The organism is Actinomadura sp. B10D3 (assembly GCF_039871695.1).
Taxonomy (GTDB): Bacteria; Actinomycetota; Actinomycetes; order Streptosporangiales; family Streptosporangiaceae; genus Spirillospora; species Spirillospora madurae.
The window spans coordinates 1-25,069 of the sequence record NZ_JBDPLY010000036.1; the positions used below are offsets into that span (position 1 = coordinate 1).

Annotated in this window: 26 protein-coding genes; 16 read left to right on the forward strand and 10 right to left on the reverse strand. The window is 73.3% G+C overall.

Annotated features, from left to right (window positions below):
- Positions 1–388: 388 nt before the first annotated feature.
- Genes ABGB11_RS36735 through ABGB11_RS36750 form a run of 4 tightly spaced genes read left to right on the forward strand, consistent with a single transcriptional unit; the run spans position 389 to position 3,800 of the window.
- Positions 389–1,372, forward strand: coding sequence for an ABC transporter substrate-binding protein (locus ABGB11_RS36735; protein WP_347640107.1), 984 nt, complete (start codon positions 389–391; stop codon positions 1,370–1,372).
- Positions 1,369–2,142, forward strand: coding sequence for an ABC transporter permease (locus tag ABGB11_RS36740; protein ID WP_347640108.1), 774 nt, complete (start codon positions 1,369–1,371; stop codon positions 2,140–2,142). The genes ABGB11_RS36735 and ABGB11_RS36740 overlap by 4 nt, the downstream gene beginning before the upstream one ends.
- Positions 2,139–2,942, forward strand: a complete 804-nt coding sequence (locus ABGB11_RS36745; protein WP_347640109.1) for an ABC transporter permease — start codon at positions 2,139–2,141, stop codon at positions 2,940–2,942. Before ABGB11_RS36740 ends, ABGB11_RS36745 begins: the two co-directional genes overlap by 4 nt.
- A 57-nt stretch (positions 2,943–2,999) precedes the next feature.
- Positions 3,000–3,800, forward strand: a complete 801-nt coding sequence (locus ABGB11_RS36750; RefSeq protein ID WP_347640110.1) for an ABC transporter ATP-binding protein — start codon at positions 3,000–3,002, stop codon at positions 3,798–3,800.
- A 10-nt stretch (positions 3,801–3,810) separates the two neighbouring features.
- Here the strand turns inward: ABGB11_RS36750 and ABGB11_RS36755 are convergent, their stop codons facing one another.
- Positions 3,811–4,422: a TetR/AcrR family transcriptional regulator gene (locus tag ABGB11_RS36755; RefSeq protein WP_347640111.1), complete on the reverse strand. Its 612-nt coding sequence runs from the start codon at positions 4,420–4,422 to the stop codon at positions 3,811–3,813.
- Positions 4,423–4,537: 115 nt separating this feature from the next.
- On the opposite strand from ABGB11_RS36755, the gene ABGB11_RS36760 reads away from it, so the two are divergent.
- Both ABGB11_RS36760 and ABGB11_RS36765 read left to right on the forward strand, forming a co-directional pair.
- Entirely contained in the window at positions 4,538–5,923 is a 1,386-nt protein-coding gene (locus ABGB11_RS36760; RefSeq protein ID WP_347640112.1) for an MFS transporter, read from the forward strand.
- An 11-nt stretch (positions 5,924–5,934) separates the two neighbouring features.
- On the forward strand, positions 5,935–6,147 hold the full coding sequence (locus tag ABGB11_RS36765) for a hypothetical protein (RefSeq protein WP_347640113.1): 213 nt from the start codon (positions 5,935–5,937) through the stop codon (positions 6,145–6,147).
- Here the strand turns inward: ABGB11_RS36765 and ABGB11_RS36770 are convergent.
- The 5 genes from ABGB11_RS36770 to ABGB11_RS36790 all read right to left on the reverse strand — a co-directional run bounded on the left by ABGB11_RS36770 (position 6,129) and on the right by ABGB11_RS36790 (position 13,044).
- Complete coding sequence (locus ABGB11_RS36770) at positions 6,129–7,808, reverse strand: bifunctional 3'-5' exonuclease/DNA polymerase (RefSeq protein WP_347640114.1); 1,680 nt, start codon at positions 7,806–7,808, stop codon at positions 6,129–6,131. The two genes, ABGB11_RS36765 and ABGB11_RS36770, sit on opposite strands and share 19 nt — an antisense overlap.
- Positions 7,809–7,958: 150 nt before the next feature.
- The gene (locus tag ABGB11_RS36775) at positions 7,959–8,471 is read right to left on the reverse strand and encodes a DUF4234 domain-containing protein (RefSeq protein WP_347640115.1); all 513 of its coding nucleotides are present in this window, start codon (positions 8,469–8,471) and stop codon (positions 7,959–7,961) included.
- A gap of 153 nt (positions 8,472–8,624) precedes the next feature.
- Complete coding sequence (locus ABGB11_RS36780; protein ID WP_347640116.1) at positions 8,625–10,139, reverse strand: metallophosphoesterase; 1,515 nt, start codon at positions 10,137–10,139, stop codon at positions 8,625–8,627.
- Positions 10,140–10,543: 404 nt separating this feature from the next.
- Complete coding sequence (locus ABGB11_RS36785; RefSeq protein ID WP_347640117.1) at positions 10,544–11,437, reverse strand: YegS/Rv2252/BmrU family lipid kinase; 894 nt, start codon at positions 11,435–11,437, stop codon at positions 10,544–10,546.
- Between the two features lie 5 nt (positions 11,438–11,442).
- Positions 11,443–13,044, reverse strand: coding sequence for an FAD-binding oxidoreductase (locus ABGB11_RS36790; protein ID WP_347640180.1), 1,602 nt, complete (start codon positions 13,042–13,044; stop codon positions 11,443–11,445).
- Between the two features lie 64 nt (positions 13,045–13,108).
- Here ABGB11_RS36790 and ABGB11_RS36795 point away from each other — a divergent pair, with 64 nt between their 5' ends.
- The 4 genes from ABGB11_RS36795 (at position 13,109) to ABGB11_RS36810 (ending at position 16,752) form a co-directional block, all read left to right on the forward strand.
- Positions 13,109–13,717 (forward strand): TetR/AcrR family transcriptional regulator, encoded by a 609-nt coding sequence (locus ABGB11_RS36795; RefSeq protein WP_347640118.1) that lies wholly within the window; start codon positions 13,109–13,111, stop codon positions 13,715–13,717.
- A complete protein-coding gene (locus ABGB11_RS36800) occupies positions 13,714–15,267 on the forward strand; it encodes a glycerol-3-phosphate dehydrogenase/oxidase (RefSeq protein ID WP_347640119.1) in 1,554 nt (517 codons plus the stop codon). The genes ABGB11_RS36795 and ABGB11_RS36800 overlap by 4 nt, the downstream gene beginning before the upstream one ends.
- Positions 15,268–15,365: 98 nt before the next feature.
- Positions 15,366–16,271, forward strand: a complete 906-nt coding sequence (locus tag ABGB11_RS36805) for a sucrase ferredoxin (protein WP_347640120.1) — start codon at positions 15,366–15,368, stop codon at positions 16,269–16,271.
- A 184-nt stretch (positions 16,272–16,455) separates the two neighbouring features.
- Positions 16,456–16,752 carry a WhiB family transcriptional regulator gene (locus tag ABGB11_RS36810; protein WP_021600082.1) on the forward strand — a complete coding sequence of 99 codons (297 nt, stop codon included), beginning with the start codon at positions 16,456–16,458 and terminating at the stop codon, positions 16,750–16,752.
- 308 nt (positions 16,753–17,060) lie between these two features.
- On the opposite strand, the gene ABGB11_RS36815 is transcribed toward ABGB11_RS36810, so the two are convergent.
- From ABGB11_RS36815 to ABGB11_RS36825, 3 genes are read right to left on the reverse strand one after another with little or no spacing between them, the layout of a single operon-like run.
- The gene (locus ABGB11_RS36815; RefSeq protein WP_347640121.1) at positions 17,061–17,777 is read right to left on the reverse strand and encodes a phosphoribosyltransferase family protein; all 717 of its coding nucleotides are present in this window, start codon (positions 17,775–17,777) and stop codon (positions 17,061–17,063) included.
- Positions 17,778–17,811: 34 nt separating this feature from the next.
- Positions 17,812–18,840 carry an aryldialkylphosphatase gene (locus ABGB11_RS36820; protein WP_347640122.1) on the reverse strand — a complete coding sequence of 343 codons (1,029 nt, stop codon included), beginning with the start codon at positions 18,838–18,840 and terminating at the stop codon, positions 17,812–17,814.
- Positions 18,841–18,879: 39 nt separating this feature from the next.
- Positions 18,880–19,950 carry a YihY/virulence factor BrkB family protein gene (locus ABGB11_RS36825; protein WP_347640123.1) on the reverse strand — a complete coding sequence of 357 codons (1,071 nt, stop codon included), beginning with the start codon at positions 19,948–19,950 and terminating at the stop codon, positions 18,880–18,882.
- A gap of 245 nt (positions 19,951–20,195) precedes the next feature.
- Here ABGB11_RS36825 and ABGB11_RS36830 point away from each other — a divergent pair, with 245 nt between their 5' ends.
- From ABGB11_RS36830 to ABGB11_RS36855, 6 genes are all read left to right on the forward strand, one after another.
- Positions 20,196–20,366: a hypothetical protein gene (locus ABGB11_RS36830; protein WP_347640124.1), complete on the forward strand. Its 171-nt coding sequence runs from the start codon at positions 20,196–20,198 to the stop codon at positions 20,364–20,366.
- A gap of 287 nt (positions 20,367–20,653) precedes the next feature.
- On the forward strand, positions 20,654–22,306 hold the full coding sequence (locus ABGB11_RS36835; protein ID WP_347640125.1) for a nitrite/sulfite reductase: 1,653 nt from the start codon (positions 20,654–20,656) through the stop codon (positions 22,304–22,306).
- A 16-nt stretch (positions 22,307–22,322) separates the two neighbouring features.
- Positions 22,323–22,490, forward strand: coding sequence for a hypothetical protein (locus ABGB11_RS36840; RefSeq protein ID WP_021599342.1), 168 nt, complete (start codon positions 22,323–22,325; stop codon positions 22,488–22,490).
- On the forward strand, positions 22,487–23,197 hold the full coding sequence (locus ABGB11_RS36845; protein ID WP_021599343.1) for a phosphoadenylyl-sulfate reductase: 711 nt from the start codon (positions 22,487–22,489) through the stop codon (positions 23,195–23,197). Before ABGB11_RS36840 ends, ABGB11_RS36845 begins: the two co-directional genes overlap by 4 nt.
- 8 nt (positions 23,198–23,205) lie before the next feature.
- A complete protein-coding gene (locus tag ABGB11_RS36850; protein WP_347640181.1) occupies positions 23,206–23,994 on the forward strand; it encodes a sirohydrochlorin chelatase in 789 nt (262 codons plus the stop codon).
- Positions 23,995–24,031: 37 nt separating this feature from the next.
- A complete protein-coding gene (locus ABGB11_RS36855) occupies positions 24,032–24,256 on the forward strand; it encodes a hypothetical protein (RefSeq protein WP_347640126.1) in 225 nt (74 codons plus the stop codon).
- On the opposite strand, the gene ABGB11_RS36860 is transcribed toward ABGB11_RS36855, so the two are convergent.
- Complete coding sequence (locus ABGB11_RS36860) at positions 24,253–24,963, reverse strand: DUF1707 domain-containing protein (RefSeq protein WP_347640127.1); 711 nt, start codon at positions 24,961–24,963, stop codon at positions 24,253–24,255. The genes ABGB11_RS36855 and ABGB11_RS36860 overlap by 4 nt on opposite strands.
- Positions 24,964–25,069: the final 106 nt, after the last annotated feature.

Sequence of the window (25,069 nt, forward strand, 5' to 3'; positions counted from 1 at the left end):
ACGACAACATCGCCGCTGCCAACCGGCACCACGCCCGCGACCCGCAACGCACCGTCACACTGCTCCAGACCACATGAACGACAACCCCAGGTCACACCCTCTTTTCACGACTTTGCCGGGTCCCTGCGCACTGACCGCACCGGCGCACCCGGGAGAGGCGGGGCCGTTTCGAACGGCGAAAGCGACGGCGGCATTCACCGCGCCGGACGCTATTGCCGCACAGGCGGCCGCCTTGAAACGAGAGGAAGATGTCACAATTTGTTCACACCTCTTCCCGTAAGTGAGCACTGAGCTCCCGCCTCTCCCGGAGCGTGGCCTTCGTGCGCTACGCTCCCCGCGCGTTCAGGGTTGACCCCCAGCGATTTCCCCCGTCCATGGAGCGTCGCTCATGTTTGCTTCCCACTCCCGAGCCGCCTTCGCCGGCGTGCTCGCGCTCACGGTCGCGCTCTCCACGGCCTGCGGTGACTCCGACGGCAAGACGTCGGCCAACGGCCTGGAAGAATCGCAGATCACGCTCGGCACCATGACGGTCGCCGACACCGCACCCGTCCAGATCGCATTGTCCAAGGGCCTGTTCAAGGCCGAGGGCCTGACCGTGAAAACCCAGGTCATCCAGGGCGGCGCGGCCGGAATCCCGCTACTCAAGAGCGGCCGGCTGGATTTCAGCTTCGGCAATTACGTTTCGCTGCTCACCGCCGGGACCAAGGACCCGGGCTTCAAGCCGAAGATCGTCGCTGAGGGATTCCGGGCCGCGTCCAAGACGCACACCCTGATGGTGCGGGGCGACTCCCCGTACCGCACGATCAAGGACCTGGCGGGCAAGAAGATCGCCGTCAACACCAAGCGCAACGTCAGCACAATGCTGGTCCGCGCCGCCGCCGAGCCGCAGGGCGTCGCCTTCGACGAGGACAAGAACTTCGTCGAGGTCGCCCCGCCCGCCATGGAGCAGGCGCTGAAGTCCAAGAGCGTCGACGCCGTCCAGGCGATCGAGCCGTTCGGCACCCAGATGAGCGCGTCGATGGGCGCCCGCATGGTCGCCGACCTGTCCACCGGTCAGGCCGCCGACCTGCCGATCGCCGGCTACGCCGTCACCGAGAAGTACGCCGAGGAGAACCCGAAGACGGTCGCCGCGTTCCAGCGCGCGCTCCAGAAGGCGCAGGGGATGGCCGCCGCCGACCAGAAGGCCGTCCAGACCATCCTGCCGAGCTACGCCAAGGGGATCGACGCGAAGGTCGCGGGCTCGATGAGCTACGGGACGTACCCGACCTCGATCGACGCCGCCAAGCTCCAGCGCGTCGCCGACCTCATGAAGGAGTTCGGCTACGTGGACAAGGTGGTCGACGTCAAGACGTTCCTCGCGTCGACTTCATGAGCCCTCGCCGCATCGTTCTCGGCGCCGCCGGGGTGATCGGCGTGGCCGCCGTCATCGAGGTCCTGAGCCGCACGGGCCTCGTCGACGAGACCGCGCTCCCCCCGGCGTCGACGATCCTGCGGGAGGCCGGGAAGCTGGCCGCCGACCAGGAGTTCCTCGTCGACGTCGGGGCCACCCTGCGGGCCTGGTTCGGCGGGCTCGCGCTCGCGGTGCTCGTGGCGGTCCCGCTCGGCGTCCTGCTCGGCTCGGTGCCGCTGCTCGGGACCGCCTCGCGCGCCCTCGTCGAGCTGCTGCGCCCCATCCCCTCGGTCGCGCTCATCCCGCTCGCCATCATCCTGTTCGCGGACCCGACGCGGATGAAGATGTCGTTGATCTTCTACGCGTGCCTGTGGCCGATCCTCATCAACACCCTGTACGCGCTCCGCGACGTCGACCCGATGGCCAAGGACAGCCTGCGCGCCTTCGGGTTCGGGACGCTGTCGGTGCTGTGGCGCGTCTCGCTGCCGAGCGCCGCCCCGTTCATCGCCACCGGCGTCCGGATCGCGGCCTCCGTCGCGCTCATCGTCGTGATCAGCACGGAGCTGTTCGCCGGCGGTGTCGACGGGGTCGGGATCTATCTCAGCGACACCCAGTCCGGCGGCGGGCGGCCCGACCTGCTGCTCGCCGGAGCGTGCTGGGCCGGCGTCCTCGGCCTGCTGGCCAACATGAGCCTGCTCGGGCTGGAGCGGATCGCGTTCCGCTGGCACGGCGCCCAGGTGGAGGCCTCATGAGGGGCCTGGGAGCGGCCCGCGCGATCGCCGAGCGCGGCTGGCTCGTGGCGCTCGCCGCCGTCCTGTGGGAACTGCTCACCCGGGCGCTGGACGAGACCTACTTCCCGCCGCCCACGACGATCCTCAAGGCCCTGCACGAGCTGTGGTTCTCCGGCCCCGCGTCCCGGCTGTTCCTCTCGGACAAGGCGGTGGACGACTTCTCCACGAGCCTGACCCACCTGTTCATCGGGTGGGCCGCGGCGGGCGCCGCCGGCATCGCGGTCGGCGCGGCGATCGGCCGGTCCCGGGTCCTGGACGACCTGTTCAGCCCGGTGCTGGAGTTCCTGCGGGCGGTGCCGCCGCCGACGCTGCTGCCGTTCTTCATCATGGTCTTCCAGCTCGGCGCGACCATGCAGGTCGTCACGATCGCGTTCGGCGTGGTGTGGCCGGTCCTGCTGAACACCGCCGACGGCGTCCGCACGGTGGAGCCGCTCCAGCTCGACACGGCGCGCGTGTTCGGCATCGGCCGGGCGCGCCGGCTGCTGACGATCGTGCTCCCGGCAGCGGCGCCGAAGATCTTCGCGGGGCTGCGGGTGGCGCTGTCGTTCGCGCTGATCCTGATGGTGCTGTCGGAGCTGTTCGGCAGCACCGCGGGCATCGGCTCCGAGCTGATCGGCGCGCAGCGCTCCTTCGAGCTGCCGCGGATGTGGGCCGGGATCGTGATGCTCGGGATCCTCGGATTCCTCTTCAATGCCGCGTTCCTGCTCCTGGAACGGCGGCTGCTCGCCTGGCACGCCGGCGCGCGGAGGCTCGCAGGTTGACCGAAACCCCCCTTACCAACGATTTTTGTACGCACACACACAGATAAGGCGGCCGACATGCTCGAGATATCCGGCCTCACGCACTCCTACGCCGACGGCCACCTGGCCCTCGACGGCCTCGACCTCACCGTCCCGGACGGTCAGCTGGTCAGCATCGTGGGCCCGTCCGGTTGCGGCAAGTCCACGCTGCTGCGCTGCATCGCCGGGCTGATCACCCCCACCGGCGGGAAGCTGACCCTCGACGGGGCGGCGATCAACGGCGTGCCGGACGACCTGGCGGTGGTCTTCCAGGACTACAGCCGCTCGCTGTTCCCCTGGCTGACCGTCCGCGACAACGTGGCGCTGCCGCTGCGCAGGCGCGGCAAGTCCCGCAAGGAGCGGCGGGCCCTGGCGCAGGAGGCGCTGAAGTCCGTGGGCCTGCCGGACGCGGGCCGCAAGTACCCGTGGCAGCTGTCGGGCGGCATGCAGCAGCGCGTGTCGATCGCGCGGGCGCTGGCGTACCGCCCCTCGCTGATGCTGATGGACGAGCCGTTCGGGTCCGTCGACGCCCAGACCCGGGAGGACCTGGAGGACCTCGTCCTCCAGGTGCACCGGACCCAGAAGATGACGATCCTGCTGGTCACCCATGACATCGACGAGAGCGTCTACGTCGGTGACCGGGTGGTCGTGCTGAACCGCTCGCCCGCCCGGGTGCACGCCGACCTGCCGGTCGGGCTGCCGGCGGCCCGCGACCAGATCGAGACCCGGGGGCTGCCGGAGTTCGTCCAGCTCAGGGCCGAGGTGGGGCGGCTCGTCCGGGGCGGCGCCACGGTGGCGGGCGCGGCGCCCGCCGCGTCGGGATCGCTGCGCAAGAAGTAGAGCCGCAGCCTTAGCCGGTGATGACCGCCTTCAGCCGGGTGGTCATCGCCCGCGCGGCCCGGTCGAACAGGGACGGGTCGTCGTACAGGAGGGCGTGGGCGGCGCCCGTGCGGCAGACCGCCTCCAGCTCGAAGGCGAGCTGCGGGACGTCGGCGGACGCGTCGATCTCCCCGAGGTCCCGCGCCTCGCGCAGGCAGCGCTCCAGGAAGGCGCCCCAGTCGCGCTGGGACGCGGCGATGGCGTCGCGGACGCGGCCGGGGCGCGCGTCGAACTCGGCCATCGTGGAGTGGAAGAAGCAACCGCCGGGGAAGACGGGTTCGCGCTGGTAGCGCTGCCAGGCGTCCAGCAGCGCGCGGACGCGCCCGAGCCCCGCCGGGACGGCGAGGGCGGGTTCGACCACGTGCTCGCGGAACACCTCGGCCGCCTTGCCGACGGTGGCGAGCTGGAGCTCCTCCTTGGAGCCGAAGTGCGTGAACACGCCGCTCTTGCTGATCCCCAGCTCGGTGGCGAGCCGGCCGATCGAGAGCCCTTCCAGGCCCTCCGCCGAGGCGATGTCGGCGGCCCGGCAGAGGATCAGCCTGCGTGTCTGCGCTCCCTTGAGGAGGCGTCCATCAGTGCTCACGGGCTTTAATGTGCACGACCGTTCGTTCTAAGTCAAACCTCCCCTCCTCTTGACGCGGGGCCTCCGGATAGAAGATTGTACGACCGTTCGTTTATTTTTCTGGAGGCCCTGACCCATGACCGCCGAGACCATCGCGGCACCGCCCCCCGCGGCCCGTGCGCGCAGGGACGTGCCCTGGCTGGCGGCCGGGGCGACGTTCCTGGCCATGCTCGACGCCACCGCCGCCAACCTGGCCATCGCCGACCTGCACGCCGAGTTCCCGGGCACCTCGCTGTCCGGGCTCACTTGGGTGATCACGCTGTACGCGGTGCTGTTCGCGGCCCTGCTCGCCCCCGCCGGCCGGCTCGCCGACCTCGTCGGGCGGCGCTCGCTGTACCTGTGGGGCACCGGGCTGTTCACGGCGGCCTCGCTGGCCTGCGCGATCGCGCCGAACGTGCCGGTCCTGCTGGCGACGCGGGGCGTGCAGGGCGCCGCCGCGGCCGCGCTGATCCCCGCGTCCCTCGCCCTGCTGCTGAAGGACACGCCGCCCGAGCGGCGCGCCCGCAGCATCGGACTGTGGAGCGCGGCGGGCGCGTTCGCCGCCGCGATCGGCCCCGGCCTGGGCGGGGTGCTGGTGGACCAGCTCGGCTGGCGGTCCCTGTTCGTCATCAACCTGCCGTTCGGCGTGGCGATGCTGCTCGGCGGGCTGCGCCTGCCGCGCGCCGAGAGCTCCGCCGGACGGCTGCCCGACCTCACCGGGACGGTCCTGCTCGGCGCCGGCGTCGGCGGCGTCGCGCTCGGCGTGACGCAGTCCCGGGACTGGGCGTGGACGGACGCCAGGACGCTGGCGCTCCTGCTCGGCGGTGCCGTCCTGGTCGCCCTGGCACTGTGGCGGTCGGCCCGGCACCCGGTGCCCGCGCTGGAGATCTCGCTGTGGCGGAACCGGCAGTTCGCCGTCGCCAACGCCGCGTCGTTCCTCTACGGGACGGCCCTGTACTCGTGGCTGCTGCTCGGCGTGCTCTACCTGACCGGGGAGTGGCACTACTCGATCCTCAAGGCGGGCTTCGCCTCGACGCCCGGAGCGTTCACCGCCACCGCGGCGGCGATCGCAATGGGCCGCCTCACCGCCCGCACCGGCGCCCGTCCCGCGGTGGCGGGCGGCGCGCTGATCATGATCGTTTCGGGGGTGTGGGCGGTCGTCTCGCTGCCCGCCGAACCGCACTTCCTCACGTTCTGGCTGCCGGTGGGTCTGCTGGCCGGGACGGGGATGGGGATGGTGACCACGGGCACCGCCTCGGCCGCGGCGCTGTCGGCCGGCCCGGTGCGGTTCGCCGGCGCGACCGGGCTCAACACGACGGCGCGGCAGCTCGGCGGCGCGCTCGGCATCGCCGTCCTCGCCGCGCTCCTGCCGGGCCGCGCGGCGCACGGCGACTACACCGCCGTGTACCTGTTCTGCACGCTCGCCGCCGCGGGCACGGCCGTCGCGGGGCTGCTCCTCGCCGTCCGTCCCGCGAGGTCCTGAGAGGAGAGACGATGATCGAGACGACCCCGTCGGAGTGGACGGACCCGTCGGTGCTGGTCGCCGCCGAGCACGGGGCCTGCCATGTCGACAACCCGCACGGGCATCCCGTCGCGGCCGACCCGGGCATCTACAGCAGCGACCAGCTGCATCTGAACGCCCGAGGGCACGCGTTCGCCGCCGCGAACACGATCCGCGCCCTGGCGGCTCACTTGGCGTCGGCGTAGCGGTCCACGACGGCGATCTCCATGGGGAACACGACCGGGGTGTCGCCGAACAGGAGGCGGCGGGCCTCGTCCGCCGCGGCGTGCACCGCGGCGGTGACGTCGGCGGCCAGCTCGGCGGGGGTGTGCACGATGACCTCGTCGTGCTGGAAGAACACCAGCCGGGGGCGGCCGAGCGCGGTGAGGCGGCGGCGCAGCGAGCCGAGCAGGGCCAGCGCCCAGTCGGCGGCCGTCGCCTGCACGACGAAGTTGCGGGTGAAGCGGCCCCGGCTGCGCAGCGCCTGCGCGGCCTGCCCCTGCCGGGGGCCGGCCGCGTCGTCGTCGCCCGCCGCGGTCAGCTCGCGCCACCCGGCGGACGGCGGCGGGCACGTGCGGCCGAGGCGGGACCGGACGAGCCGGCCGTGCTCCCCCGCCCGCGCGGCGGCCTCCACGTACTCGAAGGCGTCGGGGAACCTGTTCTTCAGGACGGCGAGGAGCTGCACCGCCTCCCCCGTCCCGCCCCCGTACATGGCGGACAGCAGCGCGAGCTTGGCCTTGGCGCGGGCGCTCATGCCGCCGTCGCCGTCGTCGTGGAAGGCGTCGGAGAGCGCCGCGTAGAGGTCGCCGTGCGCGGCGGCGTCGGCGAAGGCCCGGTCTCCGGCCAGCGCCGCCAGCACCCGCGGTTCGAGCTGCGCGGCGTCCGCCACGACCAGCGACCAGCCGGGGTCGGCGACGACGGCCCTGCGCAGGACGCGCGGGATCTGCAGGGCGCCGCCGCCGCTCGTCGCCCAGCGCCCGGACACCACGCCGCCGACCACGTACTCGGGCCGGAAGCGCCCGCCGCTCACCCACGTGTCGAGCCACGCCCACCCGTGCGCGGTGTGCAGCCGGGAGAGCTCTTTGTACTCCAGCAGCAGCGGTACGGCCGGATGGTCGAGCCGCTTGAGGACGTGCGCGCGCGTGGAGGGGACCGGCAGGCCCGCCGCCGCGAACGCCTTGAGGATCTGCGCCGGCGAGTCGGGGTTGACGTGCGTCCGCGGGCCGAACGCGGCGTTGATCCGGTCGGCGAGGTCCTGCAGCCTGCGGGGGCGCAGACCGCCCGACGGGCGCGGCCCGAGCAGTTCGGTGAGCAGCGCGTCGTGCTCCTCGGCCGACCAGGGCAGCCCGTCGCGCGCCATCTCCGCCGCGACCAGCGACCCGGCCGACTCCGCCGCCGCGAGCAGCGCGAACCCGCCGAGCCCGGCGATGGCGCGCTGCTGCTCGGCGTGCACCGCGACGATCTGCTCCAGGTCGTCGGCGGGCTCGTCGCGGGCGGCGTCGTCGTCGAACAGCGACGCCTGCGCGGGCTCCTCCCGCGGCGGGCGGTCGGCCGGCACCGGCTCGCCGCGCAGCCGCGCCCAGGCCGCCGGGACCGAGCGCGGCTCCCCGTACCGCCCGGCGTGCCCGAGCAGCAGGCTCTCGGCCAGTTCGAGGTCGTGGCAGCGCCCCACCCGCACGCCGGCGTCCAGCAGCCGCGGATAGAGCCGCGCCGTGGACGCCCACACCCACCGCGGCGCCTCGCCCCGCTCCCCGTCCGCGATCGCGGCGACCAGATCCGGGACGCGTCGAACGGGACCGGCGGGCGTCCCGTCCTCGCCGAGTGCCCGCAGCGCGCCACCGCCCCCGGGCCCAGCGGCCACCGCCATCCTCACGGCTCCATTGTCCCGCCCCCCACCGACAGAACCGGCACGCGAAAGGCCCCTCCGGGGCCGTACGCCCGGAGGGGCCGTGCGCGATATCTTTCAGCAGGTCAGGGCCGCGACCCGCTGCTCTACAGCGGAGAGAACCGCCTCAACTCACGCGACGAGGGAGACCTGCTGGCCCGCCGGGGTGTCGCCGTAGCGGTCGGTGACCTTGTTGAGCTGGAGCTGGTAGTACAGGACGCCGAAGCCGAGGATGCCGAGCAGGAAGCCCATGCCGCCGCTGCAGCTGGGCTGGAGGCCGGCGGCGCGCTGGGCCTGGGCGATGCGGCCGCCGAGCTTGACCCACATGACCAGGGGCCAGATGCCGAAGGTGATGCTGCCGAACAGCAGGGACAGCAGCGCGTTGGTGGCGGCGTTGTCGATGCGGCGGTCGTACTCGTGCAGCTCGTTGTGAACCTTGAAGAACCAGACGAGGCCGTAGATGCCGAAGGTGATCATCGGCAGGCCGAGCCAGGCGCCGATCGGGTTGCGGCGCTTCATGTTCTGGCCGGCGCCGCGGGCGACGGGCGCCTGCTGCTGCTGCGCGGGCGCGTAGCCGCCCTGGTAGGCCTGCTGTTGTTGCTGCTGGGGGTGCTGCTGGCCCTGACCCTGCTGGGGGTAACTCATCTGAAAAGCTCCTGAAGGACGCGGTCGTTTTCCGGCCGACCGTCCGTTACCGTTCACCCGTGTGGTGAGCCATGACTGTAACGGCATTCGAGCACGTCGCGAGCCAAGATCACCGACTTTCCCGGCATTCCTGGCCGATCCTCCAAACCGCCGCTACCGCAGGGCGATCGTCACCTCGTCCTCGCACGGCGGCGCCGTCTCCTGGTCGCCGCAGCCGGTCGCCGCGTAGCAGCGGATGCGGAGCCGTGACTCCGTGACATCCAGGCGCAGGAAGCTCTTGAAGAAGGGCGGCGCGTCCCAGTCGGCCAGTTCCGAGCGGAACCGCTGCGGCAGCTTGTGCACGGGAAGGCGCAGGAAGCGGGGACGGCGGCGGCCGTCGCGGGGGACGCCGAGCGCGGCGGCGACGAAGCGCGCGCGGCGGGACGGGGCGGGTCCCTTGTACCCGCGGCCGGGCCGGATGCCGAGCCGGTGCTGGACGGCGGCCGTGGCCTCCTCGGGGGTGAGCTCGAACAGTTTCGGGAGCCGCAGCCACCGGCCGTACAGCTTGCTGTAGCGCGAGAGGGAGTCGCCGCGCAGCGGGTAGCAGCGGAACTCGTCCTCCTCGACCAGGCGCGTGCGCGGGATCGTGTGGGTCGCGTGCATGAAGGCGCCGCCGCCGCCCGCGACGATGTACTGGATCGTGCGGCCGTCGGCGGTCCGCACCGGGTAGCGCTGGTAGTTGTGGATGTCCCCGCCGATCGCGGCCACGTAGTTGTGCGCCGGATCCCGGACGATCGCGTCGACCGTCCCGCCGCCCTCGATCCGCCCCGGGCGGCGGTCGTCGTCCACGTACAGCGGCTTTCCGGTCACGAGCAGCTTGGGTTTCGGGCCACCGGACACCTCCCGCAGCCAGCGGCCCTGGTCGCGGTCGAGGGCGCCGGTGATCCCGGTGTCGATGCCGATGACGCGCAGCGAGGGCGTGTCGATCGCCCAGTACGGGCCCGGCTGGACGCCCTGCTGGCCCGGCGCGCCGCGGTACGTCCGGCGGGCCTCGGCCAGCGCGCCGGGGTCGACCGTCCCGGAGTGCCGCCACAGCAGGCGCGGGATGAACGAGAGGGGGCCGCGCCAGGGCGGTGGCGAGCAGTCCGCGTCCAGGTCGCAGAAGACGTGCAGGAAGCCGCGCAGGCCGTCGTACCAGTCATGGTTCCCGGGCACGGCGTAGACGGGGGCCGGGTAGTCCTTGTACGGGCGGAAGAACTTCTCCGGATACTCCCCGGCGTCCCCGGTGGGGTAGATCACATCGCTGGCGATGATCATGAAGTCGGTGCCGGCGGCGGCGTGCAGCAGCGGCGGCACCACCGCGTACTGCGACCGGTCGCCCTCGCCGGTGTCGCCGAGCAGCGCGAACGAGAACTCCGGCTCCGAGCGGTGGACGGTGAGGGCGGCCGGCGTGCCCCGCTCGCGCAGGGCGGCCACGCAGCGGCGGCGGATCGAGTTCGAGGGGTCGCCGAACAGGCGCGCGACCACGTCGTTGCGGGAGCGCCACAGCACCGACGGGCGGCGCCAGGAGAAGTCGGGGACGCGCTCGGGCAGCAGGTCGTTGAAGGTGCCGGGCTTCTGGCAGACCCATCCGGCGCCCGCCTCCGAGGTCCGCGAGTTGTCGGGTCCGGGGGAAACCTCGGCACACACAGAACGCCTCCGGCCAGGGGGGTGAGGGGATGCGCACAGCCTGTACGGAGGCGCTCGCGACGTCAAGCGAACACGGCGGCGCGCGGAAAGCGGGCGCGAAGCCCGGCCGGACAAGACGATCGGGCCGCGCGGCGCACGGCCCGATGCCGGGTGATGGAGCGGGATTCAGCTACACGTGGTGGACACCGGCGCCACCCCCAGAGACGCCGGCGCCACCACGATCCGGGCGCCCGCGGTCATCATGAGTCCCCCCAGAACGGCGAGCTCGTGGTCGCCTTCCCATGATGACTCCACAGACGGCCCCTTGGTCCCGAAAGCGGGACGTAAACGACGCTATCCGGGGGGCCGTAATGGGGGCGTAAACCGGCCCAAACGCCGGGCCAAAACCTCGGGGAATCCGGGGATCAGGGGGCCAGGACGCGCAGCGCCCCCGGCAGGACCCGCGCCGTGACCGGCAGCACGCCGGGCAGTTCCCCGTCCGCGCCGTACGGGAGCGTCCGGCCGGCGGGGCCGGCCAGCTCGATCCGCACCTCCCGGCCGCGCATGACCTCCACCTCGGGCCGCCGGACGTGCGCGCCGGTCTCCAGCTCGCGCATGACGGCGAAGAACAGGGTCTTCGGCGCCTTCCGGATGAGCACCACGTCGAGCAGCCCGTCGTCGACGCGGGCGTCGGGGGCGATGTGCCGGCCGAAGCCGTAGTAGCCGGAGTTGGCCGCGACGACGGTGTAGCCCTCGCGGCGGTGCTCCTCGCCGTCCACGGTGATCACGTAGTCGGCGTGCCGCCACGAGAGGATCGCCCTCAGCGCCCCCACGTAGTAGGCGGCGGACCCGCGCAGCAGGCGCGTCCGGTTGGCGTTGTCGTTGGCCACGGCGTCCACGCCCGCGTAGACGCTGCCGAGGACGGCCGTCCCGTTGGCGTCGATGGCGTCCACGGCCCGCGGCTCGCCCTCCAGCAGCAGCCGTGCGAGCTCGTCCGGGTCGGACGGGACGCCGAGCTGCCGGGCGAAGTCGTTGCCCCGGCCGGCGGGCACGATGCCGAACAGGGCGTCCGCGCCGGCGTCCATCTGCGCCAGGGCCCCGCCGACGCAGCCGACCATGCCGTCCCCGCCGACACCGAGGACCACCCGCCCGGCCTCCGCCGCGGCCCGCGCGGCGGACGCGGCGTGCTCCATGCCGCGGCTGTACTCGACGTCGACCTCGGCGCCCGCGTCGCGCAGCAGCCGGCCCAGCGGGATCACGCGGGAGGCACCCGCGGACCCGCCCGCCGCCGGGTTGACGATCGCGGTGAACGCGCGCATGGCGGCTACTCCCCTGCGGCCGGCGGGACGAGGACGCCCGGGTTGAGGATCCCGGCCGGATCGACCCGGTCCTTGACGGCGCGCAGGACCGCGGCGCCGAGCGGCCCGATCTCCCGGGCGTACCAGTCGCGGTGGTCGGTGCCCACCCCGTGGTGGTGGCTGATCGTCCCGCCCGCCCCGGCGATCGCGTCGTTGGCCGCGCGCTTGGCCCGGTCCCAGTGCTCGACGGGATCCTTGCCCTGTGCGGACACGACCGTGAAGTAGAGGGACGCGCCGGACGGGTACACGTGCGAGATATGGCACATCACGAGCGGCGGTGTACCCGCCCCGGACAGCGTCCCGATCAGGGCGTTGCGGACCGCCTCGTACAGCGCCGGGAGGTCCGACCAGAACGCGGCGGTCTCCAGCGTCTCGACGAACGCGCCCACGTCGAGGAGGGAGTCGCGCAGGTAGGGGGCGTCGAAGCGGCCGTGCCGCCACTTCTCCCCCGGCCCGGCGCCGAGGGGTTCGCCGCCCGCGCCGCGGAGGACGTCGGCGGCCGCCGCCCTGCGCGCCGCGACCTGCGCCGGGGTGCCCTCGAACCCGAGCACGGCCAGGCACCCGGCGGCCGACGACCCGCCGCCGATCGCCGCCGGGTCGGCCAGCCCGACCATGGTCTCGGCCTCGTCGGACAGCCGGAGCACGGCGGGCGCCGGGCCGTCCTGCGCGAGCCGCCGGAGCGCGGCGGCGCCCCCGGCGAACGAGGCGAACCGCCAGCCCTCGTACTCCCGGGCCTCCGGGACGGGATGGACCCGGACCCGCACGGAGGTGATCACTCCGAGGGCGCCCTCGGAGCCGAGGACGAGCTGCCGCAGATCCGGCCCGGCGGCCGACTTGGGCGCCCGGCCGAGGTCGAGGGTCCCCTCGGGCGTGGCGACGGTGAGGCCGGCCACCATGTCGTCGAACCGGCCGTATCCGGCGGACGCCTGCCCGCTCGACCGGGCCGCCGCGAAGCCGCCGATCGACGCCCACTCGTACGACTGCGGGAAGTGCCCGAGGGTGTAGCCGCGCTCGTTGAGCAGCGCCTCCGCGGCCGGGCCGCGCAGCCCCGGCTGGAGCACCGCGGTGCGCGAGACCTCGTCGAGCGAGACCAGCCTGTCCATGCGCCGCAGGTCGAGGGCGACGAAGGCGCGCGGGCCGCCTCCGGCGAGCCGGGGCGCGAGGCCGCCGACGACCGAGGTGCCGCCGCCGAACGGGACGACCGCGACACGGCGCTCGGAGCACGCCTCCAGCACGGCGAGGACCTCCTCGTGGGAGCCCGGCAGCACGATCGCGTCCGGGGTGTCGGAGGTGTCCCCGGCGCGGATGCGCAGCAGGTCGGGCGTCGACTTGCCGCGCGTGTGCCGGACGCGCGTCTCGGCGTCGGCCCGCACGTTGCCGTCCCCGACGATGCCGGCGAGGGCGGTCAGGTCGTCCCCGGACAGCCGCGTCCCGGCGACCGCGATGTCGGCCAGCGCGACCGGCGGCGCCTCGGCGGGCCGCACGCCGAGCATGTCGCGCAGCAGCCCGACCATCGGCTCGGGCAGCGGCGTCGCCCTGGCGGGGTCGCCCCAGCCGCTCCACAGCATGTCCCGCGTCTGCACCCTGTCTCCGGTCACCGGGCCTCCCGTCCGTGTGCTTACACTGTGACACATGACGTCGAATCGTCACAACAGGAACGGCGGGCGGACCGACGACGACGCCGTGCTCGACGCGGCGCGCGACTGCGTGCTGGCCGTCGGGATGCGCCGGACGACGCTGACCGACATCGCGCGCCGGGCCGGGGTGTCCCGGATGACCCTGTACCGCCGGTGGCCGGACGTCCGCACGATCGTCGCCGACCTCATGACCCGCGAGTGGACCGGCATCGGCGAGGCGCTGCAGCCGCCCGACGACGGCCGCCCGGTGCGGCCGAGGATGGTGGACGGCCTGGTCACCGGCGTCCGGACGTTCCGGGAGCACCCGCTGCTCCGCAAGATCATCGAGGTCGACCCGGAGCTGCTGCTGCCCTACCTGCTGGACCGCCGCGGCGCCAGCCAGCAGGCCTTCCTGGCGTGGTTCGAGGAGGCGATCGCCGCAGGCCACCGGGACGGCACGATCCGACCCGGCCACCCCGGCCGGCAGGCCCGCGCCCTGCTGCTCGTCGTCCAGTCCTTCGCGCTGTCGGCGCCGATCATGGTCGACGCGGACGACCCCGCCCTCGACGCCGACGCCCTCGACGCCGAACTGCGCCACATCCTGGAGAGGACGCTCGCGCCATGAACACCGCCGGACCCGACCCGCGGACCTCGCTCAACGCGGCGCGCCGGGAGCGCGACCTCGCCGCCCTCGACGGCGAGGTGGTGGACGTGCTCGTCGTCGGCCTCGGCGCGACCGGGGCGGGCGCCGCGCTGGACGCCGCCTCGCGGGGGCTGTCGGTCGCCGCGATCGACGCCCGCGACCTGGCGTTCGGCACGTCCCGGTGGAGCTCCAAGCTGATCCACGGCGGCCTGCGGTACCTCGCGCAGGGGCAGGTGGACGTCGCGCACGAGAGCGCCGTCGAGCGCGGCGTGCTGATGCGGCACACGGCCCCCCACCTGGTGCGCGCGCTGCCGTTCGTACTGCCGCTGACCCCGCTCGTGCCGCGCTCCCAGGCGCTGCTCGCCGGCGGCGGGATGCGGGCCGGGGACCTGCTGCGGCTCGCCGCCCGCACCCCGCGCTCGGTGCTGCCCGGCCCGCGCCGGCTGTCGGCGGTCGAGACGCTCCGGCTCGCGCCCGCGCTGCGCCCCCACGGGCTGCGCGGCGGGCTGCTGTCGTGGGACGGGCAGCTCGCCGACGACGCCCGCCTCGTCACGGCGATCGCGCGGACCGCCGCCGGGCACGGCGCGCGGGTGCTGACCCGGTGCCGCGCGATCGGGCTGGCCGGCGACGGCGCGCTCGTCCGGAACGAGCTGACCGGCCGGGAGTTCGCGGTGCGGGCCCGCTCGGTGGTGAACGCGACGGGCGTGTGGGCGGGCGGCCTGGTGGACGGGGTCCGGCTGCGCCCGTCGCGCGGCACCCACCTGGTGATCCGGGCCGAGACGCTGCGCGGGCTCACCGCCGCGATGCACGTCCCGGTCCCCGGCGCGAGCAGCCGGTACCTGCTGGTGATCCCGCAGGGCGACGGCCGCGTCTACGTGGGCCTCACCGACGAGCCCGCGGACGGGCCCGTCCCGGACGTCCCGGAGCCGACGGAGGCCGAGATCGGCTTCCTGCTGGACGTCCTGGACTCGGCGGTGGACGTCCCGGTGCGCCGCGCCGACGTGATCGGCGCGTTCGCCGGCCTGCGCCCCCTCCTGGACAAGGGGGAGGACGGCGACACCGCCGACATCTCCCGCCGGCACGCGGTCCTGACCTCACCCGACGGCGTCGTCACGATCGTCGGGGGCAAGCTGACCACCTACCGGCGCATGGCGCAGGACGCCGTCGACGCGGTCGTGCGCGCCCGCGGGCTGCCCGCCGGGCCGAGCCGGACCGCGCGCCTCCCCCTCATCGGCGCCGCGCCCCGCGCCCGGCTGGACGCGCTGGACGCGCCGTCCCGCCTGGTCCAGCGGTACGGGACCGAGGCGCCGCTGCTGACCGCGCTCGCCGCGGAGGATCCGGCGCTGCTGGAGCCGGTCGTGCTGGGACTGCCGGTGACGGGGGCGGAGCTCGCGTGGGCGGTCCTGCACGAGGGCGCCCTCGACACGGGCGACCTGCTGGACCGGCGCACGAGGATCGGTCTCGTCGCCTCCGACAGGGAGGCCGCGCTGCCGGCCGCGGAGGCGCTGGTGTCCCGGGCGGCACACCACTGAGACCTCCGTCACCCCTCAGGTCTCACTTCTCATGGTTTGGACACGCTTCGTTAGGTTACCCTTACCTAATCGCGTCCAAGATCAGCGGGGGGACAGGGGTGACGAGCACCAGGGGCTGCGGGCACTGCCCGGGGAGCCACACGGGCGAGCGGCCGTGCCTGGCGACCGCCACCGTGAAGGCGGGCGCCTGGCTGCTCGTCGAGCACCCCGGCCCCTGGCCCGAGCGCGTGGAGGACCTCTCCGGCCCGGCCCCGGTCGCCGAGGTCGTGCGGGCCGCGAAGAAGGCGGGCGTCCGGCCGCAGCTGATCCGCCGGCCCGGCCGCCGCCGCCCCACCCCGCCGCTGCAGGTCTACGCGGGAAGCACGCGCGGGGGCGAGGCCTGGATCGAGGGACGCGAACTCGCCGACCCGGGCGAACTCGCGCTGCTCGACCTGGGCGCGCTCGCCGCGGGCCGGTCCCCGGGGCTCGGCGACCGGGTGGCGGAGCCGGTCCTGCTGGTCTGCACGCACGGACGCCACAACGCCTGCTGCGCCCGCACCGGGGCGCCGCTGGCCCGCGCGCTGGCCACACGTTTCGATCGCCTCGTCTGGGAAACCACCCACGTCGGCGGTGACCGATTTGCAGCGAATTTGGTATGTCTTCCCCACGGACTCTCGTACGGCGACCTCGGCGAAGCGGAGGCGACCGCCGCGGTGGACGCCTACCTGCGGGGCGAGGTCGTCCTCGACAGGCTGCGCGGGCGGGCCGGGACGCCCGAGCCGGTGCAGGCTGCCGAGCACTTCGTCCGGGAGTACACCGGGCGCCTCGGACTGGACGAGGTGGCGGTGGAATCCATCATTGGGACATCTCCGTACGAAGCAGTCGTTGTCGCCCGGCAGAGCCGTTACCGGGTGATCATGGAGTCCGTCCAGCAGCCGGACCCGTGCGGCGCGGGCTGCGGGGAGAACCAGAGAACCTACGTTGTTAGGGAACTCACCCTTCTCAACGAGGCCGCCCTCGTGTAATCTCCTGGAGGCCCCATTCGAGGGTCTCCCTGTCGCACGTCCCCACGTTTCCGGAGTAACCGGACGGGGAACAGAGCGGCAACTCCAGACGTTGGAACTTTCGGCGCTTCTGACTCATGTCATCCGAAGTACGTCGAGCGTCCATGTCCCGAATTTGTTCGAAACCAATCAAGGTGGGTGTTCCATGGCTCAGGTACGTCGGCAGGCAAACCTCCCTCGTCCCAGCTGGGGCTGGCAGGACGCCGCGGCGTGCCGGGGGGAAGACCTCGTCCTCTTCTTCGGTCCCGACGGCGAGCGCCAGCCCGAGCGCGAGATCCGCGAGCGCAAGGCCAAGCAGATCTGCATGGGCTGCCCGGTTCGCACGGAGTGCCTGGACTACGCGGTGTCCAGGCCCGAGAAGTACGGCACCTGGGGCGGCCTGAACGAGGACGAGCGCGCGTCCGAGCGCCGTCGCCGGATGCGCCGCGCCAACGCCGCCTAACCGAGAACGCAGGCCGCCGAAACGCTCCCATCGCGATCCCCGGCACGCCACCTGAAACGTCACGGCCCCGCCCCGCGGGGCCGTTTGCGTTGCCCGGGCCCGGCCCCCTCGGGGCCGGGCCCGGCCCGTTCGTCACATGTGAGTTACGGCTTGACACATCGTGCCGCGACATACCGCGGCGCCTGCCTTTTACCGCATCGGGCATCGCGCCGTGGCCAATTTTCGGGAATTCGCGCCGGCGCCATTCGGCTTCGGCCCGGCGCCCGCCGCCGGGGCGGTCCGTCCCGAGGCGGCCTCGCGCACGCGATTCAGGCGGTCCCCGGCGCCCCTCCGGCCGGCCGCCGGCCGCGCTCCAGCCACGCGATCACGTCGTCGTCGGTGAGCTGGCCGAAGTCGCGGTACCACTGGCCCACCGCCCGGAACTCCCACGGCGCCACGGGCACCACGAGGTCGTCCACCTCCGGCTCCAGGCTCCGGACCGTCTCGGCGGCCCCCACCGGCACCGCGAGGACCAGCCGCGACGGACCGCGCTCGCGCATCGCCCGCACGGCCGCGCGCGCGGTGCCGCCGGTCGCGAGCCCGTCGTCCACGACGACCGCCGGGCGCCCGGCGATGTCCGGCAGCGGGCGGCCGCGCCGATAGGCGGCCACCCGGCGCGCCAGCTCGGCGCGCTCGACCTCCACCGTGCGGGCCAGGTCCTCCTCGCGGAGCCCGAGCCGGGCGAGCAGCTCGGCGTCGAACACCGGGGCGCCGCCCTCGGCGATGGCCCCGACCCCGAGCTCCGGCTGCGGCGGATACCCGATCTTGCGGGTCACCAGCACCTCCAGCGGGGACCCGAGGCGCCGCGCGATCTCGTAGCCGACGGGCACGCCCCCGCGCGGCAGCGCGAGGACCGCGGCGCCGTCCAGCCCCATCGGGGCCAGGCGCTCGGCGAGCACGCGGCCCGCCTCGGCGCGGTCGGCGTAGGGGAGCCGGACGGTCTGCGTCTGCTGGAAGTCTCCGGGTGCTGACTTGTCCCAGGACATCGGCTCACCCCCTTCCGGGATGATCCCTACCCACTCAGGAACCGGTGAGCCACCGCAGCGGGTTGTCGCGCAGGATGGTGCGCAGCGTGGCGTCGTCGGCGCCGGCCGCCCTCAGGGCGGGCAGGAACGTGTCGAAGAGGTACCCGTACCCGGAGCCGCCGTAGCGGGTGACCTGCGCCATGCGCGAGACGCCGGTGCTGAGCAGCACCCGGTCGGCGTACCCCGCCTCCAGCAGGTCCAGCACGCAGCGGACGCGGGCGCCGACGGCGGCGCGGCCGTCGCCGGCGAGGCCGAGCGTCCCGAACGAGACGTAGCCGCCCGTCTCGGCGATCTTGCGGTGCTGGCCGGGGTCGTCCACCCGGTCCTGCTGGCCGACCGCGACGCGCTCAGGCGCGAGCCCGGCGCCGGTGAGGATCTCCAGCTGGGCGAGGCCCGCCCGCCCGTACGTCGCGACGGACAGGCCGGAGTAGCGGGCGGCGCGCGCGGCGGCGCGCAGGCACAGCTCCTCGGTCTCGGTGGGCGCCTCGCCCCAGGTGCCGATCTCGCCGATCACGCCCGGCAGCGAGTTGGTGCCGTCCATGCCGAAGCCGACCTCGGCGAGCAGGCGCTCGGCTAGCCGGTCGATGGTGGACGGGCCCCGATGGTCTTCCCAGGGGGTCTGGGGGGTCGTCCCCCCAGAATGACTCGCCGTCGCGGCGGCGAGGGTCTCGCGGACGAACGCGGGGTGGAACGGCTCGGTGAACACGCCCGTCCCGGCGACCACGGCGACCCGGGCGCCCGCGCTGATCCGGGCGAGCGCGGCGGCGTTACGTCCCATGCCGGAGCACGTCAGGTCGACGACGAGGCCGAGGCCGTGCTCCTTGCGCAGCCCGGACAGCTCCCGCTGGACGGACTTCTCCTCGTCCAGCCACCGGCCGGGGTCGGACTCCGCGAGTCGCGGACGGGCCGGCCAGCGCAGGTCCATCTGCAGGTGCTCGTGGGAGAGCACCGGCCCGGTGATGTCGGACGTCGCGATCGTGCCGGTCACGGTCCGGAGCCGGCCGGTGTCCTCTCGGGGGGTCATGCCACGCGAGGGTACGACATGTTTGCCCTTTTCAGGACCTCATTCGACGTGCTTTTTACTCGTCGCCCCCTGGTCGCGGGGCACCTGCGCGTTCGCCGCCTCCCGCTCGGCCCGGACCCGGGCGGTGTCGCCGCTCGGCCAGCGCCGGTCGATCTCGGCGTTCAGCGTGGCCCCGATCAGCACCGCCAGCGCGGCGACGTACAGCCAGGCGAGGAGCGCGATCGCGGCGGACAGCGGCCCGTACAGCGACACCCCGCTCAGCGACCCGGCCAGGTAGAGCCGCAGGCTGACGCTGCCGACGATCCAGATGAGCAGGGCCAGCATCCCGCCGGGCGCCTGCCGCCACCAGGACGTCCGGACCGGGATGCTCATGTGGTACAGCAGCGAGAGGAAGACGATCGACAGGCTCACCACGACCGGCCAGTACAGCGCCTGGAGGGCCGTGGCGCTCTCCGGGAGCACCTGCCGCACCAGCGCGGGCCCGGCCACCAGCAGCGGGATGACGATCAGCATGATGAGCAGGCCGACCAGGTAGAGGAAGAACGCGCGGAGCCGGGTGCGGATCACCCCGCGGACGCCGGACAGCCCGTAGGCGATCGTGATCGTGTCGACGTAGACGTTCGTCGCCCGCGACCCCGCCCACAGCGAGATGAGGAAGCTGACGGACACGATGTCGGGGCTGCCGCCGTTGATCACGTCGTTGATCAGCGGTTCGACGACCGAGTCGACGGTCGGCCCGGTCAGCACATCGTGCGCGTGCGCGATCAGCCAGTTGCGGGTGTCGCTGACGGTCTGGTCGTCGAACAGGCCGTGCAGGTGGCCCATGGTGCCGATCAGCCCGATGACGAGGGGCGGCAGGGACAGCAGGGCGAAGAACGCGGCCTCGGCGGCCAGGCCGGTCACCCGGTAGCGGAACGCGCCGACGGCGGTGCCCTTGGTCAGGGTCCAGCCGGTCCCGGGCGCCGCCCGCGCGGCCGCGCGGAAGCGCGCGAGCGCCCGCTCGCCCACGCTCGGCTCTTCCCGGACGCCCGGATCCGGGCCGTCGCGGCCCTCCTCGGCGTCGGAGTCCCCGGCCGGTGGGACGCCGGCGGCGTCGGAGACGGTGGTCACACCACCCCACCGTAGAGTGTTACGCGCCCGGAACATGCCGCCTCGCCCATTTCACTGGTCCGCCTCGCGCGTGGCGCGCCGATCGCCTCCCCCGTCCTGCCGATCCGCAGTCCCGTCGCACGTCCTCTGCACGTCTCCCTGCCCATACCCGCTTTGACGCCGCGGAACGTCATCCGGATCATGATCGTCCCCGTCCGGCCACCGGGTGAACCGGGCATTTGCCTTCATGGGTGACAATGGGAGACATGATCTGCCAGTCGTGCCGAGAGCGCCGCCACGAGGAGTGCCGCGGCGGGTCCTGGTGCGACTGCCAGCACCGCCCGGAGCCCGCGACGCCCGACGGCGGGCGCCGCGAGGGCGGGCCCGCGACCGGCCGGGACGGCGAGCCTCCGGTGAACTGGAGGCGGCAGGGATGACGCATCTCACCCGTCCGCATGCCGGACGCGGCTGGACAGCCCGTGAGACGTCATGTCAGAGTTCGAGTATGACTGCCGCGGACCCGTTGCTGGCCAAGCGCCGGCACGTCGACTTCCTGCGCGTCCGCAGCGCGATCTGTCGCTGACGCCCCGACCACGCCCCAGCTCAGCCGGGCGCGTGGCGCATCGGCGTCACCTTTGACTTCATCCTGCTCAGCGTCGAGCCGGCTGCCTCAGAGCGCCGGTGCGCTACGCGTCCCTCACGATCACAGACGAGGACGCGCGCCGTGCCACCCGCGATCAAGCGCAAGAAGGCCGAGGGCCAGTGGGCCCTCGGTTACCGGGAACCGCTCAACAAGAACGAAGAGAACAAGAAGAACGACGACGGCCTGAACGTCCGCCGCCGCATCATCGACATCTACTCCAAGACCGGCTTCGACTCGATCGACCCGGCCGACCTGCGCGGCCGTTTCCGCTGGATGGGCCTGTACACCCAGCGCAAGCCCGGCATCGACGGCGGCAAGACCGGCGCGCTGGAGGACGAGGACCTCGAAGACCGCTACTTCATGATGCGGGTGCGGATCGACGGCGGCCAGCTGAGCGGCCCGCAGCTTCGCACCATCGCCGACATCTCCACGCGGTACGCGCGGGGCAGCGCCGACATCACCGACCGGCAGAACGTCCAGCTGCACTGGGTGCGGATCGAGGACGTCCCGGCGATCTGGGAGGCGCTGGAGGCGGTCGGGCTGCACACGATGGAGGCGTGCGGCGACGTCCCGCGCACCATCATCGGCTGCCCGCTCGCGGGGATCGCCGCCGACGAGGTGATCGACGCGACCACCGACCTGCGCGAGATCCACGACAAGTACATCGGCTCGCCCGAGTTCTCCAACCTGCCGCGCAAGTACAAGACGGCGCTGTCGGGATGCACCGCGCACTGCACCGTCCACGAGATCAACGACATCGCGTTCGTGGGCGTGGTGAACGAGGCGGGCGAGACCGGCTACCAGCTGTACGTCGGCGGCGGTCTGTCGACCAACCCGATGTTCGCGCAGAGCCTCGGCGTGTTCGTGAAGCCGGAGCAGACCAGCGTGGTCTGGCACGGCGTCACGTCGATCTTCCGCGACTACGGCTACCGGCGGCTGCGCAGCCGCGCCCGGCTGAAGTTCCTGATGAAGGACTGGGGCGCGGAGAAGTTCCGCGAGGTGCTGGAGAAGGAGTACCTCGGGTTCGCGCTGCCGGACGGCCCCGAGCCGGCCGCGCCGCTCGACCGCCGCGACCACGTCGGCATCCGCCCGCAGAAGGACGGGAACTTCTACGTCGGGTTCGCCCCGCGCGTGGGCCGCGTGAACGGTGAGCTTCTCGGCGTCATCGGCGACCTCGCCGAGCGCTACGGCTCGGGCCGGGTCCGGACGACCATCGAGCAGAAGATGGTCATCCTGGACGTCCCGGAGGAGAACACCGAGGCGCTCGCCGACGAGCTGGCGAAGCACGACCTCCAGGTGCGGCCGTCCACGTTCCGCCGCCAGACGATGGCGTGCACGGGCATCGAGTACTGCAAGCTCGCGATCGTCGACACCAAGCAGCGGTCCATGGACCTGATCGACGAGCTGGAGAAGCGGCTCCCCGACTTCGACCAGCCGCTGACGATCAACGTCAACGGCTGCCCGAACGCCTGCGCCCGCATCCAGGTCGCCGACATCGGGCTGAAGGGCCAGCTGGTCGTGGACGAGAACGGCGACCAGGTCGAGGGCTTCCAGATCCATCTGGGCGGGCGGCTCGGCGCGTCGTTCGGCAAGAAGGTCCGCGGGCTGAAGACCACGTCGGCCGGGCTCACCGACTACGTCGAGCGGGTCGTCCGCAAGTTCGACGCGCAGCGCACCGAGGGCGAGACGTTCGCCGAATGGGTGCACCGCGCCGACGAAGCCGACCTCAAGTAGGGGCGGGCGGAGACCGATGAGCGAGCGCATGGCGCCGTTCTACTGCCCGTACTGCGGCGAGGAGAACCTGGAGCCCCGCGAGGAGCACGGCTCCTGGTTCTGCCCCGACTGCCTCCGCTCTTTCACGCTGAAGTTCCTCGGTGTCGGGGCTCCCCGTACCGCGAGCAAGGAGATCCCTCGGTGACCCTGCTGGAGACCGACAGACCTACCCTCGACCTCGAAGACATCGTCGAATCGGCCGCCGCCGCGCTGGAGGGCGCGCCCACGCTGGAGGTCATCCGCTGGGCCGCCGCCACGTTCGGCGACCGCATCTGCCTCACCTCCTCCATGTCGGACGCGGCGCTGATCCACCTGGTGTCGAAGGTCAAGCCCGGCATCGACGTGCTGTTCGTCGACACCGGCTACCACTTCGCCGAGACGATCGGGACCCGGGACGCGGTCGAGGCCGTGTACCCGGTGAACGTCATCAACGTCGCCCCGTCCCGCACGGTCGAGGAGCAGGAGGCCGCGCTCGGCCCCCGGCTGTTCGGCCGCAACCCGGACCTGTGCTGCCACCTGCGGAAGGTGGAGCCGCTCGGCCGCGCGCTGGAGGGCTACATGGCCTGGTTCAGCGGCATCCGCCGGGACGAGACCGCGAGCCGCCGCGACCGCAGGGTGGTCGAGTGGGACCGCAAGCGCGGCATGGTGAAGGTGAACCCGATCCTGGACTGGTCCCAGGAGGACATGGACAACTACATCGAGGACAACGGGGTCATCATCAACCCGCTGCACTACGACGGGTACCCCTCGATCGGCTGCGAGCCGTGCACCCTGCCGGTGGCGCCCGGCGAGGACCCGCGCAGCGGCCGCTGGGCCGGGCTGGGCAAGACCGAGTGCGGTATCCACCTGTGAGCGTCCCCATGGTCGCGGTGGCGCACGGGAGCAGGGATCCCCGCGCCGCCGCCACCGTCACCGAGCTGCTCGGCGCCGTCCGGGCGCGCCGCCCGGACGTGCCCGTGCACGCCTCGTTCCTGGACCACGCGCCGCCCGCGCCCGACCGGGTGCTGGACGGCCTGGCCCGGCAGAGTCGGTCGAGCGGAGCTCGTCCATTGAATGGTGGCGGGCGGGGGCTGGAGGACGGTGCGCCGGGCGCGGTCGTGCTGCCGCTGCTCCTCACCGCCGCCTACCACAGCAAGACCGACATCCCGGGCGTGCTGAACCGGGTGCGCGGCCTGCACCCGAGACTGCGCCTGCGGACGGCCGCCACCCTGGGCCCCCACACGCTGCTCATGGAGGCCCTGGAGCGCCGCCTGCGCGACGCCGGCGTCGAGCCCGGCGATCCGGACACCGCCGTCGTGCTCGTCTCGGCGGGCTCCAGCGACGCGTCCGCCAACGCCACGATCGCGGGCCTGGCCCGCGGCTGGCGGGCACGCGGGTGGCGTGCCGTGGAGCCCGCGTACGCGTCGGCGGCCGGCCCGAAGCCGGGCGAGGCGGTCGCGGCGCTGCGCGGCGCGGGCGCGCCGCGGGTGGCCGTGGCGTCCTACTTCCTGGCGCCGGGCTTCTTCGCCGACAAGGTCCGCGAAGAGGCCCTGGCCGCCGGTGCGGACGTGGTCTCCCCCGTGCTCGGCGCGGCACCGGAGGTCGCCGAGCTCGTCGTGCACCGCTACGCCGAGGCGCTGCGGACCGTCCGCGCCGCGACGGCCGTCTGAGACGTTCGGGCCCCGCATGCCCGGGTATGCGGGGGCCATGGAACGCGATGATCCCGGCCACGAGCCGCGCGAGACGCACGACCGCGAGTTCGCCCCCGTGAACCGGCGCTCCGACGCCCGCGGCCGCAGCGTCCCGGACGGAGAGGAGACCAGCGGCACCGGCACGCCGGGCGTGGAGGTCGAGCACCCCGACGCCCTCCCGGCGGACGAGGAGGGCGTGCGGACGGCCGAGCGGCACGACGACTCCCGCCGATCGGGCTAGCGGCGGTCCTTCCACCAGTCGGTGACGGCGCGCCGCAGCGGGGCGTGGTGCTCGTCATCGACGATCTTGACGTCGCCCATCACGGCGTGCGCGGTGACCTTGACGACGGGGACGCGGGCGCCCGGGTGCGGCTCGCGGACGGCCACCTTGCGGTCGCCCAGGAAGTTGTGACCGCTGAGCTCGACGCTGACGCCGTCCGGGACGATGATCTTCACGTCGCCCATCACGGCGGTCGCGGAGATGTGCACCTCGCCGCTCGGGACCTGGGCGCCGCGCAGGTCGAGCTCGACGTCGCCCATCACCGACACCGCCTCCAGCGGGCCGTCGATGCGGCCGACGATGCGCTCCTTGCAGTCGCCCATGACGGCGCTGAAGCGGCGCTTGACCTGGAGGGGGGCGGGCGAGGCGCCGGGCGCGCCGAGACCGGGCAGGTCTGCGGTGATGTGCTCCAGCTCGCCGCGGGTGACCGCCGCGTAGGCGGCCTCGCTGCGCTCGGTCAGTTCCTCGAACGTGAGCCGTCCTTCGACGGAGGCGATCCGCAGCCGCTCCACGACGGCCTCCCGCTCGGCGTCGGACGCGCGGATCGCGTCGGGCGCGCCGGGCGCGCCGGTGGCGTCGAGGTGCTCGGGAGGTTCGGGAGCGTCCTGCCGCCGGTCCAGCGGGCGGCTCGAGCAGGGCCGCTCGGGGTGCGGACTGGACTGACTCATGGTTCCGAAGGTATGCCCCCGGGGGCGTGGGACAATCCGCCGCGGGAACGAGATCGCCCCACCACTTGAGGAGGATGGACGCCCCGACCTCCCCTGCGGCATGATC